Genomic DNA, 19,143 nt, shown 5'->3' on the forward strand with positions numbered 1-19,143 from the left:
AGGTCCTGGGCGTGGAGTCGGTGTCGGTCGACGACGGTTTCTTCGAGTTGGGCGGGCATTCGCTGTTGGCGACGCGGCTGGTGAGCCGGATCCGGACGGTCCTCGGGGTGGAGGTGAGCATCCGGTCGTTGTTCGAGGCCCCGACGGTGGCGGGGCTGGTGGACCGGCTCGACGAAGGTGATGTCTCGGACCCGTTCGACACACTTTTCCCCCTGCGTCGACAGGGCTCGGACAGCCCCCTCTTCTGCGTGCACCCCGTGGCGGGCTTGAGCTGGTGCTATGCCGGCCTGCTCAAGGAGCTGCCGGCGGACCTGCCGATCTACGGCCTGCAGTCCCGAGGCGTGGGCGCTGGGGAACCCGCCGCCACGGTCGAGGAGATGGCCGCCGGGTACGCGCAGGTCATCCGCTCCGTCCAGCCGGCCGGGCCGTACCGCCTCCTGGGGTGGTCCTTCGGAGGGCTCGTCGCTCATGCGGTGGCCGAGGAGCTCCAGAGGCAGCAGCAGGAGGTTGGTCTCCTCGCGGTCGTCGACGCCTATCCGCCGTCTTCGCAGGCGTCCGACGTGGAGGACGACCGGCAGAGTCTCATCAGAGCCCTAGCCGAGGCCGCCGGTCTCCCCCTCCCGGACGACGAGGCCATGGGCGACGACCCCGATGGGGTCTCGCACCTGCTCGAAGCCTACGCAGCCGACCAGATGGGTGAGGTGGCACGGAGCCTCGACATCGACGTCGACCGGGCAGCGGGCCTGATCGACGTGATCGAGAACAACCGCAGGCTCGCCCGGTCCCTTGCACCGGGTGTCGTGGAAGGAGACCTCCTCTTCTTCCGCGCGGGTGTCGACAACCCCATGCCGATGACCGGTCATGAGGTGTGGACTCCCCATGTCACAGGCGGAGTTGACGAACACGTGATTGAATGTGATCACGTCGGCATGATGCAACCCGAGCCGCTCGAGCACATCGGCCGGGTACTCCGGGACCGGTTGAGGCCCGGAAGCAGGCCGGTCGACGAATACTGACCTGCCGCAAGGGACAGGGCGTGGACGCGTGCGCCGCGTGTGCGCCCTGCCCCCGTACGGCCTGGCCTTCCTGCCGGGCGCGTCCACACCCGGCGCCACCCCCCTTGCCACTGCCGCACGCATGTTGGGCGCAGTCCTGACATCGGGAGTGCTTTTGTCCCTTCTTCTTCTCGCAAATGCTGTCTCGTCATTCAAGAGAACTGGAGTTTCCATGACGTCTCCCCAGGTCAACACAATTGTCGACGACTTCGAGCTGGACTACGTCGAGATGTACGTCCGCGATTTGGACGAGCAGGTCGCTCTGTGGCGTGACTCCTACGGGTTCGTGGAGGTCGCGGCCGGAGGCTCCCCGGAGCAGGGCTTCCGGGCCACGGTGATGAGCCAGGGCGCGATGAGGCTCGTCCTGACGGAGGCGACGACGGAACAGCATCCCGCCTTCGACTACGTGTTCGCCCACGGTGACGGTATCGCCGACATCGCTCTTCGCACGGGCGATGTGCGCGGGGCGTTCCGCCAGGCCATCGACAACGGCGCTCAGGCCCTGGCCGAACCCGTGGAGCACGCGGGGGACGACGTCGCGATCAGCGCGACCGTCTCCGGGTTCGGCGACGTCGTGCACACCCTGGTGCAGCGGCGTTCGGGCCAGAAGGCCGGACTGCCCGCCGGATTCCGCCGGCTCCCCGGCGTCGGGGAGCCGAGTCACACCGCGGCCGCAGACGGGCTGCGCCTCCTGGAGATCGACCACTTCGCCGTGTGTGCGAACGTCGGCGAGCTGGACGCGATAGTGGAGCTGTACGAGAAGTCGTTCGGGTTCGACGAGATCTTCGCGGAACGGATCGTCGTCGGCGCTCAAGCGATGCTGTCCAAGGTGGTGCAGAGCAAGTCGGGTGAGGTGACCTTCACGATCCTCCAGCCCGACCCCGAGGCGGACCCCGGTCAGATAGACGAGTTCCTCAAGAACCACGTCGGGTCGGGCGTGCAGCATGTTGCCTTCGCCGCGGACGACGTGGTGCGGTCCGTCGGGGCTCTGGCCGGCCGCGGTGTGGAGTTCCTGACCACGCCCGACGCGTACTACAGCCTCCTCGAGCAGCGCATCTCCCTGACCAAGCACTCCCTGGAGAGCCTGCACGAGCTGAACGTCCTCGTCGATGAGGACCACGCCGGGCAGTTGTTCCAGATATTCGCGCGCTCAACCCACCCGCGGAGCACCCTCTTCTTCGAGGTGATCGAGAGGTGCGGCGCCGAGACCTTCGGCAGCGCCAACATCAAGGCCCTGTACGAGGCGGTGGAGATGGAGCGCCTCGCGAACCAGAACAAGTCCCTGTGACGCGCGCCGTGCGGGCCACCGGGCCGTGGGACGTCGACCGCGTGCACTGCTGGGAGGACATGGCACAGGCAGCACGGGAAGTCCTGCCCGCGGACGTGTGGGACTTCGTCTCCGGTGGCAGTGGCGGCGAGGTCACACTGGCCGCCAACCGTGCGGCACTGCGGCGGATCGCCCTCGTACCGCGCGTCCTTCGCGACGTGGCGCACTGCGACCCGCGGACATCGCTGTTCGGGGTGCCGCACGCCATGCCGGTGGCCGTCGCCCCGATCGCGTACCACAAGTTGGTTCACCCGGAAGGCGAACTGGCGGCCGCGCGGGCGGCCAAGGCGGCCGGAGTGCCCTTCACCGCCAGCACCCTGAGCAGCTGCTCGATCGAGGAGATCACCGGGATCGGCGGCACCGTCTGGTTCCAGTTGTACTGGTTGCGCGACCGGAAGAGGACCTTCGAGCTGGTCGAACGCGCGGAGGCCGCGGGGTGCGCGGCGCTGATGCCGACCGTCGACGTGCCCTGGATGGGACGTCGGCTGCGGGACATCCGCAACCGGTTCACCCTGCCCCCGGGGGTGCAGGCTGCCAACCTGGCGTGGGGATCGGGCTCCGAGGCTCATCGGGCGCCGGCGTCCGGATCCGCGCTGGCCTCCCACACCGGATCGGCTTTCAGCTCCTCCCTGACCTGGGCGGACATTGAGGAACTGCGGCGCCGCACGAGGTTGCCGATCGTTCTCAAAGGGGTGCTCGCACCGGAGGATGCGAGACGCGCCGTCGATGTCGGCGCGGAAGGCATCGTCGTGTCCAACCACGGTGGCCGGCAGCTGGACGGCGCGGTCACCGGCGTCGACGTCCTCGCGGAGATCGCCACGGAAGTCGGCGGTGGTTGCCATGTGCTGCTGGACAGCGGCATCCGCAGCGGCACCGACGTACTGCGCGCCCTCGCGCTGGGAGCCGACGGCGTCCTCGTGGGGCGCCCGGTGCTGTGGGGGCTCGCCGCGGCGGGGGAGCGGGGCGTCGGCCGCGTCCTGGACCTGCTGGCGGAGGAACTGCGTGACGCCCTCGGCCTCGCGGGATGCGACGGAGTGAAGGCCGCCAGGGAGATCCGGACCGTACTGCGGGCCGGCTAGCCAGAGTGCTCCGGCGGACGGGTGACGGCGGTCGGCACGTGCGACCCGTGGCGGCCGGGACGACGGATCACCGGACCGATGCGTCTGCGGAGGACGTGCCGGTGCCGGCCCTCAGAAAGGAAACGCGGAATGGAGAAACGGGTGAGCCGCCACTACACGGTGTTCTGTCCGTTGTGCGGACAGCGCGGTCAGGACGACGGCATGACACTGTCGTGCAGCCGCGATCACGGGCCGGCGCTGCTCCGGTCCGACTACGAGGTGAAGGAGTTCACGCCGCGGCCCGATACCGAGGGGTTGTTCCGCTACCGGGACTGGCTCCCGGTCACCAGGATGTTCCCGACGACGGCCCGAACGGCCGTGTTCCAGAGCGAGGAACTCTCCGTCCAGCTCGGCCTGCCGAACCTCTGGATCGCCTTCAACGGGTACTGGCCGGAGCGCGGCGCGTTCCTCGAGACGGCGACGTTCAAGGAGCTGGAGGCGTGGGCGGTCCTGGGGCGTCTGCCGTCGGATCCGCCGGTGCTCGTCGTGGCTTCGGCCGGCAACACCGCTGCGGCCTTCGCCTCGATCTGCTCGCGCCACCGGCGACCGTGCCTCCTGATCGTGCCCCGCCGCGGTCTGGACAGGATGAGGTTCCGGGCACCGCTGGACCCGGCGGTGAGGCTCGTGGTGCTGGACGGCGCCGACTACTCCGACGCGATAGCCCTCGCCGAGTCGGTGGCCGCGCTCCCCGGCTTCCAGGCCGAAGGCGGAGTGCGCAACATCGGCCGACGCGACGGACTCGCGACGGTCCTGTACGCGGCTGTGGAAGCCATGGGCCGGCTGCCCGGGGTCTACGTCCAGGCCGTCGGCAGCGGAGCCGGCGCCATCGCCGTCCACGAGGCGGCGACCAGACTCCTCGGCACAGGGCGCCACGGTACGGAGCTGCCGCGGCTCCTGCTCTGCCAGAACGCGTCGTTTGCTCCACTCGCCGACTCCTGGAAGTCCGGGACGCGACAGCTCACACCGTGCGGCGCCGACGACGCGCGGGCCGCGACGAGAACCGTCTTCGCGGACGAGTTGACCAACCGCTTCCCCCCGTACGCCGTCCGCTGCGGCGTCTACGACGTGCTCACCGAGAGCTCCGGCGACGTGCTGACCGTCGAGCAGGACGCGGCGGAGTACGAAAGGGACGTCTTCGGGAAAGCCGAGTCCATCGACATCGAGCCGGCCTCTGCGGTGGCGCTCGCCGGGCTCCGCAAGGCGGTCCTCGACGGCCGGGTTCCCGAACGGGAGCACATCCTGCTGAACATCACGGGTGGGGGCCGGGCGCGCCTCGCACGGGACCACTCCCTGTACGAAGCGGAGCCGACCCTGGTGGCCGACCTGCAGAACGACACGGCGGAAGACCTCGTGGCACGGATCGCCGGTCTGTTCCCCGACCGGACCCGATAGACCGAACGCACGGACGTCAGCCCTCGCCGAACTCCGTCTCCTGCGGAGCGCCCGCGTTGCGCACCGACAGCCGCCACCCGGACGGCTCCTCGCTCAGCACGTGCCAGTGGCAGTTCGACAGACCTGCCAGCGACATCCAATCTGTCGGATCCATGCCGAGAACACGGCCGGCGGTTGCCCGTATGGTGCCGCCGTGGCTCACGACGACCAGCATCCCGCCGTCCGGGAGCCGCTCGGCATGGCGCTCCACGACGGCGGTCGCCCGCTCGGCCACCTCGGTGTCCAGCTCGCCTCCGCCGCGACGCACGGGCTCACCCTTCCTCCAGGCCGCGTACTCCTCGCCGTACGCGGCCACGATCTCGTCGTGGGTGAGTCCCTGCCACCGGCCGGTGTACGCCTCGCGGAGCCCCGCCTCGGGGGTGACCGCCAGGCGGGTCAGCGCGGCCAGCGGGCGCGCGGTGGTGACGGCCCGCTTCAGATCGGAGGTGATGACGGCATCGGGGGAGAGGGCCGCCAGCACGCGTGCGGCGCGCCGTGCCTGCGCCATGCCCTCCGCGTTCAGTTCGATGTCGGTGGTCCCCTGAAAACGCTGTTCCCGGTTCCAGACGGTCTGACCGTGACGCCACAGCACGATCCTGCGACCCCGTGAGCTTGCGGCAACCATGTTTCTCGAATTTCCTTGCACGTGGGGCCCGACTGCGAGGGCCGGTGACGGCGGGAGCCGAGCCACGGCCCGGCGTGCGGCGGCGGTCCGGTACCCGCCGGCGCGGGCGGCTCCCCGAACGGGTGAGCCGCCCGCGCGCGGGCGGATGCGTCAGCTCCGGGCCGGGGCCGCCTTCCCGACCGAAGCGCCCGAGAAGCGGCTGACCTTGTCGAGCACGTCCGCGTCGTACAGTCGCAGCGCCTGCTGGAGCGCGAACTCGGCCATGTAGGAACGGAACTGGTCGACCGGCTCCTCGGCCAGGTTGAGCATGCGCCGGTTCGCGAGGACGGCGGTGCCGCGAAGCCGCTCTGCGCTTTCGGCCACAGCCGCGTCCAGCGCGGCCGACTCCAGCACCTCGTCGACGATGAGCCGGGCCGCCGGCTCGCTCGCGTGCACGCGCCGTCCCTCCAGGATGATCTGCCGGGCCAGCCGGGGCCCGACCGAACGCGTCAGCCGGAAATTGGCCACGCCCGGGATGATGCCCTCCTGCGCTGCGGGCAGACTCACATAGGCGTCCGAAGCGGCGATGACGTGGTCGAAGAGCAGGAGCAACTGGGCACCGCCGCCGATGGCGAAACCGTCCACGACGGCGACCCACGGCTTGTCGACGGTGGACCGGCGCCAGTCCGCCGCCCCTTCCGGCCTCACACCCCGGATCAGCTTGTGCAGGTAGCCCAGTTCCCGCCGCAGCAGGAAGTCCACGAGCGAGATGCCCCCGCCGTGCAGCGCCTTGAGGTTGATGCCGGCGCTGAAGACCCGCCGGCCACGGTAGCGGGGATGCGACATGACGCCGCCCCGCAGCACGCCGACCTCGGTGCCCGGGTCCAGGAGGACCAGATCGACAGCCGTCTCCATGTCGTCGACCTGCTGGTCGTCCTCCGCGTTCAGGGAGTCCTCGCGACACATGGTCAGATGGGTGACCGCGCCGCGGCGTTCCACCGTCACGGACCGCAACCGGACCGTGCCGGTGCGGGTGAACTCCGGCAGCAGCGCGAGGGCGGCGGGAGTGGGCTTCAACATCGCGTCGAGCAGGTGCGCCCCCGCCGTGGGGGAGCGCAGCACTCGGCTGAAGAAGATGCCCTGGTCGATCTCGTGGCCCTCTTTGTGCGCCTGGGCCCTGGTGCGCTCGGCGGCCAGCTGCTCCGCGGTCGGCACGAGTCCAGGAAAGCGCACCGCTGCCTCCCGGACCAGCTCGGCGAGCCGCAGGTGGCGGGACCGGTGGTCCGTGAGCTCGTCGTAGACCGCCTCCGCGTGTGCGTCCATGAACGCCGCACGCAGTGCCCTGGCGGCGTCGACCGCCGCGGCGGCCTCGGCGCACTGTTCCGGGGACCGGTCCGCCGGCTCGCCGAGGTCGGCGAGCAGGGCCGAGGCGGTCTCGGCCGCGCGTGCCAGCGCGAGCCGGGCCGAGTCCGGGTCGGCCGGCACGGCCGAGCTTTTGACGTGTGGTCGGGCCGAGACGTGGTCGACGTTCACGCCGCCGCCTCGGACGCGGCCGCCTGCAGCAACGCCCGGTCGCATGCCGCGAGATGGGCGCCGAGTGCCTCTTCGAAGCTGGTTGTCGAGGCGTCGAAGAGCAGCTGACGCCGGATGGCCAGCTCGGATCCCCGCACGGAGGCGGTCGTTGCGACGGTCGCCGCCAGTACGGCCTCGACGTCTTCCGCCAGGACGTCGACCAACTGGAGGGCCACGGCCTCCTGCGCACCGATGGCGGTGCCGAAGAGGACGGCGCGGCGGACCGCGGCGGCACCGACGTGGGACCTGCCGAGCCGGTACAGCGTCATGCCCGGCCAGGTCGCCCCGTTCCTGAGGGGCATCACCAGGCTCACGGCGCCGTCGGCGATGCGGCGGTCCGCGCACAGGAGGAGGTCGAGTGCGAGACCGCCGCACGGCCCCTCGGCCGTCGCGAAGGTTGCCACCGGCAGGCGTTCGAGCCGGCGCAGCGCCCGCTCCCACTTGCTCACCAGGGAGAGCGTCACTTCCTCGACCGGTGAAGCCGCGGGGGCGCCCGAGAGCCGCAGCGTCAGGTGGGCGGCGGTGCGCCCGTCCTCGGCAGCGTCACAGGCCGTGTTGACGGCGGCGACGGCGGCGGAGGACAAGGGCAGGCGGCCGTCGACGGTCAGCGTCGCGGTGGCGGCGTCGTAAGCCGCGGAGGTCGTGCCTGAATCGGTCATGGTTTCCTTCACCTGCTCCTCATTCACCATTGGACGAGCGCCGTCTCGATGGTGGAGCCCGGCCCCATCGTCATTAGGACGCCGTACTCGCCGGGTGTGGTCGCGTCTTCGCCGAGCAGCCGCTCGTAGGAGAACAGGAACGAGCCGCTGGAGAGATTGCCGTAGTCGCGCAGTACCCCGGTCGTGTGCCGCAGGTCGTGGCGTGTGAGACCCAGGTTGATCCGTACCGCGTCGATGACCTTCTTGCCGCCGGAGTGCACCAGCCAGTGGCCGATGTCGGAGCGGCGCAGGCCGGCCGGGGCCAGCAGACGGTCGACGACCTGCTCCGCGTGCGCACCCACGACGTATGGCACCTGCGGGTCCAGGTAGAAGCTGAACTTGCCTTGCGCGTCATTCCAGTCGTACCGCATGGCGTCGATCGCTTCGGTGATGAGGTGGCTGGAGAAGCCCAGGATCCGCGGACCGTGGAACCCGCGGCGCGCGCCGACGGGCGGCGGGGGCTGCGACGGATCGGCGACCAGGGCGACGGCGGCGGCGCCGTCCCCGAAGAGGCTGTTGACGACGGCGGTCCGCATCGTGTCGTCGATGACGTAGGCGGCGGAACAGGCCTCCACGCACAGCATGACGGCCACCCGGCCCGGATGTGCGGTGGCCCAAGCTGCCGTTGCCTGGAGGGCGTTGAGGCCGGCGTTGCAGCCCATGCCCACGACGTCCACCCGGCTCGTCTGTGGTTGCAGCCCCAGGGAGCGGATCAGCAGGGCGCTCAGACCGGGAGTCAGGAAGCCGGTCGTGGTCGTCACGCACAAGTAGTCGACATCGTCGAGGTCGATGCCCGTGTCGGCCAGGCACTTGCGGATCGCCCTGGACCCCATGTCGAGGGCGAGCTTCTTGTGCTTGTCGAGGAGTTCGCCCTGGGCCTCGGAACGGAGGGCGCCGTGCAGGTCGCGCGGAGGCAGGGAGAGGAAGCGTCTTTCGATGGCGCTGTTGAGGAAGACGGACCGGACCTTGGGGTCCGATATCTCGAACAGGTCGAGGATTTCCTGCTGGGTGTACGACGTCCCCGTCACGGCCGTCGCGACGCCCGCGATGCGCGGGGCGGTCAGTGCCGGGCCGGGGAAGGGTATCGACGGCTCGAGGAGTTCGGCATACCGGGGGTTCAACGTGGCGGTCATCGGAAGGTCCACCCCCACATACGCGGCTTGCTGCGGATCAGTGACTGGGCGTTCAACAACGTGTCGGGTTCCTTGTGGGCTGCGACGGGTCATGGGCGGCGGTCTCATCCCTGATGAAACGTGCCAGGCGCCCGATCCCGTCGGATATCTCGGATTCGGTCAGGTAGCTGATGGACAGACGGATGCTGTTGGCTCCGCCGCCCTGGGGATAGAAGTAGGACATGGGCGTCCAGATGACGCCGAACTCCTCCGCCGAACGTTCCAGTGCGACGTTGTCCGCGCGGAACGGGACGTCCACAGTCAGGAAGAAACCACCGGTGGGCCGGTTCCAGCGCACGCCGAGTGCCGTGCGCTCGTTCTCCGGAAAGGCCTCGTCCAGTTCCCGCAGGACGGCCTGCATCGCGTCGCCGTAGTAGCGGGAGGTCTCCACGTTGATGTCGGCGGTGCGGCCGTCGGCCGCCAGCAGCATCCCGCCCACGGCGGCCTGGCCGAGCGCGGACGTGTTCACCGTTACCATGCTCTTGATCTTGGTGATCTCGTCCACCAGCAGACCCGTGCTGCCGTCCCGGTCGACGACGACCTGGTCCGCGATGGCGAAGCCCACCCGCGCGCCTGGAAAGAGCGTCTTGGAGTAGGAGCCGAGGTGGACGACGCGGCGGTCACGGTCGAGGGACTTGAGCGTGGGAACCTGGCGGCCGGGGCTGACCATCCGGTACGGGCTGTCCTCCAGCAGGAGGAAGTCCTCTCGGGCGGCGAGGTCGAGCAGCCCTCTGCGCGCTTCCACGGAGAGGGTGACACCGGACGGATTCGAATGGTCGGGGACCAGGTAGAGCGCCCGCGGTCGACGTCCCTGGGCCCGCATGGCCCGGATGGAGGCCTCCACGTCATCGCAGTGCAGCCCGTCGGCCCGCTCCTCCACGGGAGTGACGTCGATGTCGAGAAGCCTTGCCGCGCCGGTGATGCCCACGTAGCAGGGGCTCGCCACCAGGAGCACGTCGTCCCGGCTCGCCATGAGGGCGCGCAGTGTCAGGAGCATGGCTTCCTGACACCCGACGGTGACGACGATGGCCTCGGGCGGCACGTCGATGTCCTCGTCCTTGCGGAGCGAGTCGGCGATCAGCTCCCGGATCTGCCCGTTGGTCGGTCCGTACTGGAAGACCGCGTCACGGATCTCGGCCGGCGAGTACCCGGTCTTCGCCAGGTGGTCCAGGTAGCGGCGGATGTGCTCGAAGATCTCTTCCGTGTCGAAGAATCCGTCGTAGGGGCGGCCGGGGGCGAAGGAGACCGCCTCCGGGTAGCGGTGCGTGATCCCGTTGAGGAAGTTCATCGTGTCGAGAACCGGATCGGAGACGCTGGCGTGCAGCTCCTCCTTTAACAGATGGTTGGCTGCCACGTAGGCACCTCCCGCAGGCAGGCCATGGACCGGCCGCCTGCCTATGATCTCGTAGGAACAAGATTTTTTGGCAGGCTACCAGCAGGTCATCCGGTGGCATAGAGGCTTCTGATCATGGTGGAGCGCCGATCGCGCCGATCACCTCCCATCGGCCCGCTCCCTAGGACGGCTGCCGTGGGCCGTCCCCAACTCCTTATCCGAGGTCGCACTTGCGATCACCGAGCTCTTCGGACTGCACTTCGAGCAGGTCGGCAGCTGCTCAAGATCCGCCCACATCGGCTTCGGCGGTTTGGAGCCGGCCCCGGGGTGAACAGGGTGAAGGACGGCGGACTGAGCAAATGTCAAGAGATGTGGTTCGGGTGACACATGGTCAGGCAGCGGCGGCGGCCTCCGAAGCTCAGGGTGAGTACCGGTGGCCGACCGGGCACGTGACCCTCGACGAGGCCACGGTTGCTGATAGGAGCCGCTGTGGCGTCGGCGAACGACGACATCTTGTGCGGCATCGGCCCCCTCGCCTCCGACCACCTTCCCCGTACCTCCTTCGAGGACCGCGGAGAAGTCGAGGCACTGAACAAGGCCCTCAAGGACTCGACGGGCCCACTGATCGTGATCCCGAGCGCTTCCTGGAGCGGGTTCGTCTGCTCTGCGCCGACGGCCTGCACGCGTTATGGGATGTGTCCGAGTTTCTCAGTGATCTCCCGGATCTGGTCGGCGCTGAGGGGAGTTTCCTCCTGGGGCTGCTCCGGCGTGAGCGTCTCGGCCGCATGTGCAGCCACGCTGGCTTGGGCGAGGGCGGTGAAAGTGGCGGCGAGCCGGTCGGGGACGAAGACTTTCGCGATCCATCGGTCCAGAGCCTGGCACACCACGTCTCTTGCGCCTGCACGTCTCACATCGCACCCGCCCGCGCAGTGCGTACGCTCGCTGCCCTGTTGTTGTCGTCCGAGGCGTTCGAGGCGCTGCGGCATGCGGGAGCGCTGCTGGCGGATCTTCTTGGCGATGTCGAAGAGCTGGGTGGTGACGATGGCCTTGTCGCTTATGCCGTTGATGTACATCTGGAAGATCCGGGCCACGATGGGGGCTGCGGCAGGGTCGGGTTCCAGGCGGTGGATCCGCTGTCCTGCCGCGGCCTTGGCCGGGTTCTGCGCTGACCGCGGCGATCGGCAGGGAGCCGAACCGTGACCCGGCGGGCGTGGAGGTGCGAGCGCTGGCGCGCTTCGCCCTGGAAATCTGTCCGCTGGCGCGGAACACCCCGGTCCCCACCCGCTCAGGGGAGGCGGCGTAACACTTCGGGCCGCCGGCCGGTTCGGCTGTTCCGCAACCGCCTCGTGCTGCAGTCTGGCGGCGCCTGACCGTCTGCGACCGATGCGCGGCTGTGTGGCCGGACACGTCTGCCCGGACCGCGTGTGCGGCCTACCGTCCGGCCGCGGCCGACCAGGGATCAAAGGCTGAGTCGGGTCCCCTCGAATCGGTGCCTGAGGCCTGTCGGGCGATGTAGAGGCGCGCATCGGTACCGAGGGCCGCGACCACGGCACGCCCGTTCGCGTCCCGGGCCACCGCTGGTGCCGCCGTGTGCAGCACCTTCCCCGTCTGCCAGCGCCCCGGCTCCCTGTCGGCCGTGGCGACACGCACCATGCCTTCGTCGTCGCGCCCGGCGAGCACCGTCCGCCGCCCCTGGGGACCGACGGCCGCGACGCTGACCCGACCATAGCCGCCGATCGGCTCGGCCTTCCCGATGACCTGCCAACCGCCACTGTGCCGCTCCCAGTCGGCGAGCAGCACTTGCGCGGTGATCGGCAACCGGTAGGCGATCCGTATGCCCCCGTCCGCCAGCGGCACCACGCTGACAGGCCCGGCGGGCTGCGGCAGACCGACCGCCGGGACCGGCCGTGGGAGTTCCCCGGGCTTCGTGGACACCCAGTGCAGTACGGACTTGGCGTTGGGAGCGACGAGGTGGATCAGTCCGGCGGAGTCGATGCAGGCGTCCAGTCCGTCCACCACCTGCGGGTACTTCCTGGGCAGGCACTCCACCCGCCGCCAGTCCGTCCACTTCCCGCCGCGGACGCTGCTGCGGTGGCTCACACCGCCGTCCCAGTTGCGTGCGAAGACGTGCACCACTCCGTCCTTGTCGGCGACCGCGGCCGGGTAGCCCATCTCCAGTGACTTGACCGGGGCGGGGTCCGGCGCGCCCAGCGACTCCCACGGCCCGAAGACGGGCACACCCTCGTCGCCGGTACCGGACTGGATCGCAGTCATCAGCTCGCGACGGTGGGCACGCTTGCCGCTCGGCAGGACCGTATGGACTGCGAAGAGCTGAATCCTTCCATCGTCGTGGCGCAAGGCGAAGAGCTGCGCTTCGAACATTTTCCCGCCCAGGTCGTGGGGGCCGCCGAATGTGCCGCCGCCCGGATCAGTCTCCACCCAGCAGCGCGCCGTGCCGTCCAGGACCGCGAAGGCCGCCAACCGGTTGTCCTTGAGCGGGAGCAGCCAGGAGTTGGAGCCGGGGGTGCGCTGGTAGGTGGAGCGGGTCCAGTTCTTGGAGAGGCCGGTGAGGGCTGTGCCGCCGAGTTTGCGGTCACCGCAGCCGGCCTTGTCGCCGCAGTCCTTGCGGTCCGCCCAACCGTAGACCGACAGCAGATCGCCTTTGCGCTTGGTGGTCTTGAGGTCGATGTTGTGGGGCAGGGCAGCATTCTCGTAGCCGAGGTAGCTTTCGACGGCCACCGGACGGCTGTGTTGGCGCCCCCAGTACTGGGCCAGCGCCGCCTGGGCAAAGTGGGCGGAGGCAGTGTGGTCCTGGTGGTCGTGGTAGTGAAAGCCGCGCAGCCGCAGGTCGCGGGAGTACAGCGGCGGCTTGTCAGCCCTGTGGACGGCGTTGGGGTCCAGGGTGCGTACGACTGTGGGCCGGACCCGTTCCATGATCGCTGTCAGCGAGTCGATGAGCTGGCCCCGGGTGTACTCGTAGCGCTCTCGCACGGGAGTACGGGTCGGCGGGAGCGTGGTGAGGGTGTCAGCCGCGCCCAGCCACAGACCCCGCAGACTGTTCTTCTTGGGCGCGAACAGGGAGCGGGCCTCGACCAGTTCCAGAAACACCAGCTGGTTTTCCGGGGCCGCGCGCAGCGTCTGCACCTCCACCTGGAAGCCGGGAATGAGCGATACCGCGTCCACGTCCCAGGGGCTTTCGGTGTCGCCCGTGGCCATGAGGGCATGGGCCCGACGCACGCCGTTCATCCGGGCCCGCACGTACTTCTCGCGGTCGTAGGGGACCTTGCCGGCGATGGGGTCATGCAAAAGGACGTTGTGGCCGTCGGACTCGCCGCCGGTCAGGCAGACGGTGACCGAGGGCGCCCCGCTGCGTATGGACTGTTCCAGGTCCGGATTCATGAAGTACAGGTTGTCGTCGGGGTGCGCCATGATGTGAAGGAACGCCCCCTTCGCCCCGGCCGCGGCGGCCTGCTTCACCAACACCGGAGCAGCCGACGTATTCGACGCGCCACCGTCCGTTGTCGGCCAGGTGTACAGTCCGGCACCTGCTCCCATGACGACGGCACCCGCACCGGCCGCCTTGAGCAGTTGCCGCCTGTCCATATGGGTGAGCGAACGCACGGCCACTCCTCGATGGCGTCCGGCACCGCCCCAGATACGACAAACACTCACACCGGGATGAGCCACCCCACTAGATGTGCAAATCCCGAGCCTGGTTCCCCTTCCGCCGTTCTCGCACATGCAGGCCAGAAGACGATCGCGGTGAGCACTGATGGCGGACGTCGACTCGGACCTCAACCCCCGGGCGTGCGGCTCCCGGCAGGTGGTCCGGCGGTGGCCCTGCCGGACGGGACGCGGCCCGTTCCCGTATGACGGGGCGGCCCAACTGCCCCCGCCACACGCGGGCGTTGCCCTGTCGACGGGTCTGCGCGACGGACGACGACGGCCGCAACGGCTCGGACGCTCATACGACGGTCCGGGAGAGCCCGTCCCATGAGTGACGCGGTCGGCGCCGACCGCTCTCCCGCCGACGGCTCCGCCTTGCCGGTGTTCCGGACCACAGCCGGAAGACCCTCAGAAGGAAGGGACACCACCTGTGTCTTCGCAGATCTTGAATCGCTTGTTCTCCGTACGGGTCCTGCTCGCCACCCTGCTCGGGATCACCGCCCTGTTCGGCCTGACGGCCGCCCCTGCCCAGGCCGCTGCGACCACGTCAACGGTCCACATCTGGGCCGCCCAGGTGCACGTGCGCCAGTGTGCGAGCACGACGTGCGACCTGGCCACCTCGGAGCTGCTGACCAACGTCAACGTGCAGGCCTACTGCCAGCGCTGGGGCGACAACGTCTCCGACGGGCCCTACCACAACCACTACTGGGTGGAGATCGTCTCCCCGCAGGGGTGGCTCGGCTGGGTGAGTGCCGTGTACGTCAGCGGCGGTTCCAACGACGGGCCGGTCCCTGGCGTGCCGGTGGAGACGAACGGCAGCCCGGTGTACTGCGAGTACGTCTGACGGTGAGGAGGACGGCGGCACCGTCCGAGGGGTCTGACCCACCGTCCGGCCGGACCGACGGATGGTGTCCTGCCGAGGGTTTGCCGACCTCTCGGGACGCCGCATACCCGGCGGGTGTTCCCTGCCAGGCTGTTCCTGGACCGACGAACCCGCTCACCGCTTGTCGGAGCGGAAGGCACAGTAGGGGGGGCGCATGGCGCAGCAGAGCATCCCGCGTTTTTCCCTCGAGGGCGTGTCGGATGCGGAGATATCCCATCATCCGTTCACCACCGAGGATGGCTTGAGTCTGAGCCTCACCCGTTTCCGCCGTGCCCAGTGCGCCGATCCGGTGCTGCTGGTGCACGGCTTGACTTCCGCAAGTGACATCTTCATCATGCCGGAGCACCGGAACCTGACGAGTTATCTGCTCGATCACGGGTTCAGCGACGTCTGGGAAGGGTGCCGAGGGACTCGGCACGGAGCGCCGCCGCCCCCGCCGGGTGACGGGAGAGGCTCTGGACGGTCATGCCGAGGGCAGCCGCCCGCTCGGCCAGCGCCTGGCCGATCCGCCCGAGCCCGAGAACGCCCAGGGTCAGCTCCGACAGCTCGACCGCGGGGGCAGCCGGTCCGTTCCAGCGCCCGCGGTGCGCGGCCTCGTTGTGCTCTGACAGGTTCCGGGTCAGGGCAAGCAGCTGGGCCAAGGCGAACTCCGCGACCGCGGTCGCATTGGAGCCCGGAGTGTGGGTGATGGTGACGCCGTGGCGGGCGGCAGCGGCCAGGTCGACGTGGTCGGTGCCCGCCCCGGCCCGGCCGATCACCCGGAGCCGGTTGGTCAGTGCTGGATCGGTCGCTGCTGCCAGGAACGTAGCGCGCAACGGGACGCCGGCCCGGGACTTCACCGCGTGATAACCGATTCCACCGCGGATGATCTCGGCTATCAGTGCCGACTCCTCGAAAGCATCGAAGTCGGTGAAGTCCACCCGGCCCGTCCACGCAGCCCGCGCGCTCGCAGCATCGGCTATGCGCCGGAGGTTCAGCGTGACGGCCAGCCCGTGCCCAAGCAGGCACTCCAGCTCACGATCGAGCAGGTTCCCAGGAGCCGCGTCCAGCAGCAGAACTCGCATTCGGGCCACGAATCCCCTTCCGTGAATGTGAACCTTATGTGATCCAGGAGTCGGCGGTGAAACACCCCGGCGCTGCCCCTCCGACCCCGCGCCTACTGGCGAAGGCCTCAGGAGCGACTGCTGGGTGGTGAACCTTGAGACAGTCCGAGCTCGGTCTTCGTGCTCACGCCGTGATGTGCGTCTTTGTGCAACTTGCAGCGACCGTGTCGGCGAAGCTCCGAGCGAGCGGGGAGAGGGCGTCCCAGCGGCGTACGGCCCAGCCGACCGACAGTGGCGGCAGCGCCGGAATGGGGATGAGACGCAGGGGGCTGGCGTCACCAGGTGTCGGGAGACCCGGTACGGCGGGGACGACGGCGTGGCCCAGGCCGAGTTCGGCAAGGAGCAGAGCTGTGTCCCAGTCGGCGACGCTTGTGTCCGACCCGGTCCGGATCCCCAGTTCGGCGAAGACGGTGTCCAAATGGGCGCCGGAGGTGGAGTTCGACGGCAGTCGGATGAGGCGGATGCCCGTGAGGTCAGGGGCGTCGATGTGCGGCCGGGCCGCGAGCGGATCGTCGGACCGCATGGCGAGCACCCAGGGCAGGTCGGCGACGGGGCGTTGCTCGATGCCGCGCACCGGGGCGCCGACGGTGATCCAGGCAAGGTCGAGGTTGCTGGCCAGGAGGGCGTCGAAGCATCCGCGGCTGGAGGTCTCGGTCTGGAACTCCAGGCTCACCTTCGGGTAGCGCCGGCGGAAGGAGACGATCGCTTCGGCCATGAAGTGCCGGACGGTCGTTCCGCCGGTCGTGATCCGCACGGAACCGCTTTCGCCGTTCACGAGGTCGCCCAGGCGGCGCAGCGCAAGATCGAGCCCGGCGATCCCGTCGGCGGCGGCATCGCACAGGATGCGCCCCGCCGTTGTGGGAACAACCCCGCGTGGCTGGCGTTCCAACAGGCTCATGCCCGTTTCCCGCTCCAGGCGCTTGACGTGCTGGCTCACTGCGGACTGGGTACACGACAGGTCACGGGCCACGGCGCTGAGGCTTCCTGCCCGACACACGGCTACGAACACGCGCAGGTCATCCAGAGTCATAGCACCCAAGCTATACCTTGGGTAAGTGGAGTAATTCCCAGGATTGACTGGGGTGTTGGAGTGTCAGAAGATCATTGCAGGGCCCAGGCGGCAACCCGTCCGGTGCCTTCGTACGGATCCGGACCGGCGAAGGCGCTGTACGGGTGCCGACCAACCCCATTACCGAAGGGACACGGACACTGTGCCTGCTCTCCCTGCCACGACTGACCGGGCTGTCACCCTGCTGCGTGAGTTCGGCGCAGAAAGCATCGCCCACCCCGGCGGCACTCTCCTTACCCACCTCCAGCGTGTACAGGCGCGGCTGGCGACGTGGAAGGCCCGTCCGGCCCTCCAACTCGCCGGTCTGTGTCACGCGTTCTACGGCACGGACGGCTTCCCCACAGCACTGCTGCCACTGGACCGTCGCAATGACCTTGCGGCGGTGATTGGCGCCGAGGCCGAGGCCATCGTGTACCTGTACGCCTCATGCGACCGGAAGGCAACGTACCCGGCTCTCAACCAGGCCGATGCTGCCTTCCACGACAGGTTCACCGGCCGCTCCCGCGTTCCAGGGCCACAGCTGCGCCGGGACTTCACCGAACTGTCGGCGGCCAACGAACTCGATCTCGCGATCGTCGATTCCGCCTTCCGCGACAAGTGGGGCCCTCAGCTGCTCGCCCTGTTCACCAGACTCCAGGATTTGCTGAGTGCTGACGCCTGGCTTGAGTGCCGCACGGCGCTTGCTACTCCTGCCTCCCAGCCGACGAACCAACACGCCAGTTCTGGCTTGTCAGCGTGGAGCGCTGACCAGCGCTGAGATGGTGGACAACCGGCCGCTGTGGTGACCTTACGGGTGGGGGGTCCCTGGCCGTAGTTGGTAGGGCAGGGCGCGGACTGCTGGATGCTGCTCTGCGATCTGTTCGCGTAGGAGACGGTTCTCGACAGTCGCTTGGTGCAGGGCGCCTATGAGGGCCTCGACGTCGGCCTTGAGCTGGGCGATCTCCTCCGCGTCGGCAGCCCGCAGTTCCTTGAGGCGGCGGATCCGCTTGCGCAGGCGCTGTTCGCTGTCCGGGGTGCCGCCGCGGGCGCGGACCTTGTCGTAGAACTCGTTCTTCAGGTCGGTGTGCCGCTGGGTGAGTGCGTTGCGCGGGACGCCGGCTTCGAGGGCGAGGGCGACGATCGTCAGGGCTCCGTTGGAGAGCTCGGGTGTGCCGCGCATGATGCGGTCCATCGCGGCACGGATGCGGTCGCGCTCGTCTGCGACGGGGTTCATGCGGTCGGCTCCTGGGAGTTGATGCGGTCGTGGTTGTGGCGGTCGGCCAGGGACCGGAGATGGTTGGCGCGGCGGGTGAGCCGGTCGGCGAGCGGGCCAGGTACCGCCTCCGAGGCGGCCTGCTTCTCCAACGTCTGTGCGCGCTGCAAGAGTTCGTCGGCGTGGCGGTCGGTGCGAGCGATGTTCGAACACGACGGCTGGCAGCGGTCGAGGCTCGGGGCGTCGGTGACATCGAGGCGGTGGCACAAGGCGCGGTCTCGGTTGTAGACGCACATCAGCAAGGAGTGCGGGTTGTCGTAGACGGTCAGGGCCGGGTTGCCCAGGATGTCCCGGGCCTGGCGGTGCGTGCGGATGGACCCGGCGAAGGTGGGGGCCTGGGTCGCGGCGTGGATCGCTCGCCGGGCGGCCGGCCCTGAGATCCCGGTTCCGGTGGCGAGATCGTCGTGGAGGGTGGTGAGAGTGTCGGCGGTAGCCCGGGCGGTTTCGATGTCGAGCAGCTCGTGGATGCCGCCGCGGCCGCGGGCGGCGTAGCCGGCACTCATTGTGGTGCGCATGTGCCCGTACTGGATGGCCAGGGCCACCAATCCGCCCGGTCTGCGCGCAATGTGCCAGGCCAGCGACCGGCGGAAGCGCGCCACGCCGAGTGCTCCGAAGGGATCGTCTGGGATTCCGGCCCCGGTAGGCGCACCCGTCGGGCCGGTAGGTCAGAACCACTCCGGTCGAAAGGGTGAACTTCTCCACGTGCGTGCCCTCCAGCGCCTTTGTCCAGCCAGCGGAGTGGTGAACGGCCGGCGGAGGACGGTTGCCCGTCCCGCTGAGGATCTCGCCCACCACGCCGTAACCGTCCTGGTGCGCCTGCTTCTCACGCAGCAGGCCGTACGGATTGGTGGTCACCGTAC

The 19,143-nt window shown here is 69.2% G+C and carries 17 protein-coding genes; 6 read left to right on the forward strand and 11 right to left on the reverse strand.

What is annotated here, in order from left to right; translation table 11 throughout:
• The first annotated feature begins 11 nt into the window (after positions 1-11).
• The 4 genes from ACZ3KP_RS28930 to ACZ3KP_RS28945 all read left to right on the forward strand — a co-directional run bounded on the left by ACZ3KP_RS28930 (position 12) and on the right by ACZ3KP_RS28945 (position 4,892).
• The gene (locus ACZ3KP_RS28930) at positions 12-1,016 is read left to right on the forward strand and encodes an alpha/beta fold hydrolase (RefSeq protein ID WP_467502845.1); all 1,005 of its coding nucleotides are present in this window, start codon (positions 12-14) and stop codon (positions 1,014-1,016) included.
• A 211-nt stretch (positions 1,017-1,227) separates the two neighbouring features.
• Entirely contained in the window at positions 1,228-2,343 is a 1,116-nt protein-coding gene (hppD, locus tag ACZ3KP_RS28935) for a 4-hydroxyphenylpyruvate dioxygenase (RefSeq protein WP_467502847.1), read from the forward strand.
• Positions 2,344-2,402: 59 nt separating this feature from the next.
• Positions 2,403-3,461, forward strand: a complete 1,059-nt coding sequence (locus ACZ3KP_RS28940; RefSeq protein WP_467503157.1) for an alpha-hydroxy acid oxidase — start codon at positions 2,403-2,405, stop codon at positions 3,459-3,461.
• A 129-nt stretch (positions 3,462-3,590) separates the two neighbouring features.
• Complete coding sequence (locus ACZ3KP_RS28945) at positions 3,591-4,892, forward strand: cysteate synthase (RefSeq protein ID WP_467502848.1); 1,302 nt, start codon at positions 3,591-3,593, stop codon at positions 4,890-4,892.
• 16 nt (positions 4,893-4,908) lie between these two features.
• On the opposite strand, the gene ACZ3KP_RS28950 is transcribed toward ACZ3KP_RS28945, so the two are convergent.
• From ACZ3KP_RS28950 to ACZ3KP_RS28980, 7 genes are all read right to left on the reverse strand, one after another.
• Positions 4,909-5,556, reverse strand: coding sequence for a histidine phosphatase family protein (locus ACZ3KP_RS28950; protein ID WP_467502849.1), 648 nt, complete (start codon positions 5,554-5,556; stop codon positions 4,909-4,911).
• A 150-nt stretch (positions 5,557-5,706) separates the two neighbouring features.
• Entirely contained in the window at positions 5,707-7,020 is a 1,314-nt protein-coding gene (gene dpgC / locus ACZ3KP_RS28955) for a (3,5-dihydroxyphenyl)acetyl-CoA 1,2-dioxygenase DpgC (protein ID WP_467503159.1), read from the reverse strand.
• A 44-nt stretch (positions 7,021-7,064) separates the two neighbouring features.
• Complete coding sequence (dpgB, locus tag ACZ3KP_RS28960) at positions 7,065-7,766, reverse strand: enoyl-CoA-hydratase DpgB (RefSeq protein WP_467502850.1); 702 nt, start codon at positions 7,764-7,766, stop codon at positions 7,065-7,067.
• A gap of 23 nt (positions 7,767-7,789) precedes the next feature.
• On the reverse strand, positions 7,790-8,938 hold the full coding sequence (gene dpgA, locus ACZ3KP_RS28965) for a 3,5-dihydroxyphenylacetyl-CoA synthase DpgA (protein ID WP_467502852.1): 1,149 nt from the start codon (positions 8,936-8,938) through the stop codon (positions 7,790-7,792).
• 52 nt (positions 8,939-8,990) lie between these two features.
• Entirely contained in the window at positions 8,991-10,331 is a 1,341-nt protein-coding gene (locus ACZ3KP_RS28970) for an aminotransferase-like domain-containing protein (RefSeq protein WP_467502853.1), read from the reverse strand.
• A gap of 665 nt (positions 10,332-10,996) precedes the next feature.
• Positions 10,997-11,401 carry a hypothetical protein gene (locus tag ACZ3KP_RS28975; protein ID WP_467502855.1) on the reverse strand — a complete coding sequence of 135 codons (405 nt, stop codon included), beginning with the start codon at positions 11,399-11,401 and terminating at the stop codon, positions 10,997-10,999.
• Between the two features lie 340 nt (positions 11,402-11,741).
• Positions 11,742-13,931, reverse strand: a complete 2,190-nt coding sequence (locus ACZ3KP_RS28980) for a PIG-L family deacetylase (RefSeq protein ID WP_467502857.1) — start codon at positions 13,929-13,931, stop codon at positions 11,742-11,744.
• Positions 13,932-14,430: 499 nt separating this feature from the next.
• Between ACZ3KP_RS28980 and ACZ3KP_RS28985 the strand changes: the two genes are divergently transcribed.
• Positions 14,431-14,820: a hypothetical protein gene (locus ACZ3KP_RS28985; protein WP_467502859.1), complete on the forward strand. Its 390-nt coding sequence runs from the start codon at positions 14,431-14,433 to the stop codon at positions 14,818-14,820.
• Between the two features lie 419 nt (positions 14,821-15,239).
• On the opposite strand, the gene ACZ3KP_RS28990 is transcribed toward ACZ3KP_RS28985, so the two are convergent.
• Entirely contained in the window at positions 15,240-15,923 is a 684-nt protein-coding gene (locus ACZ3KP_RS28990) for an NAD(P)-dependent oxidoreductase (RefSeq protein ID WP_467502861.1), read from the reverse strand.
• A 163-nt stretch (positions 15,924-16,086) separates the two neighbouring features.
• Positions 16,087-16,992, reverse strand: coding sequence for a LysR family transcriptional regulator (locus ACZ3KP_RS28995; RefSeq protein WP_361342941.1), 906 nt, complete (start codon positions 16,990-16,992; stop codon positions 16,087-16,089).
• Positions 16,993-17,173: 181 nt separating this feature from the next.
• Here ACZ3KP_RS28995 and ACZ3KP_RS29000 point away from each other — a divergent pair, with 181 nt between their 5' ends.
• On the forward strand, positions 17,174-17,788 hold the full coding sequence (locus ACZ3KP_RS29000) for a DUF6817 domain-containing protein (protein ID WP_467502863.1): 615 nt from the start codon (positions 17,174-17,176) through the stop codon (positions 17,786-17,788).
• A 30-nt stretch (positions 17,789-17,818) separates the two neighbouring features.
• Here ACZ3KP_RS29000 and ACZ3KP_RS29005 read toward each other — a convergent pair whose 3' ends face one another.
• Both ACZ3KP_RS29005 and ACZ3KP_RS29010 read right to left on the reverse strand, forming a co-directional pair.
• On the reverse strand, positions 17,819-18,244 hold the full coding sequence (locus tag ACZ3KP_RS29005) for a hypothetical protein (protein WP_467502865.1): 426 nt from the start codon (positions 18,242-18,244) through the stop codon (positions 17,819-17,821).
• Positions 18,241-18,798, reverse strand: a complete 558-nt coding sequence (locus tag ACZ3KP_RS29010; RefSeq protein WP_467502867.1) for a hypothetical protein — start codon at positions 18,796-18,798, stop codon at positions 18,241-18,243. Before ACZ3KP_RS29010 ends, ACZ3KP_RS29005 begins: the two co-directional genes overlap by 4 nt.
• Positions 18,799-19,143: the final 345 nt, after the last annotated feature.

The organism is Streptomyces sp. NPDC020958 (assembly GCF_055562175.1).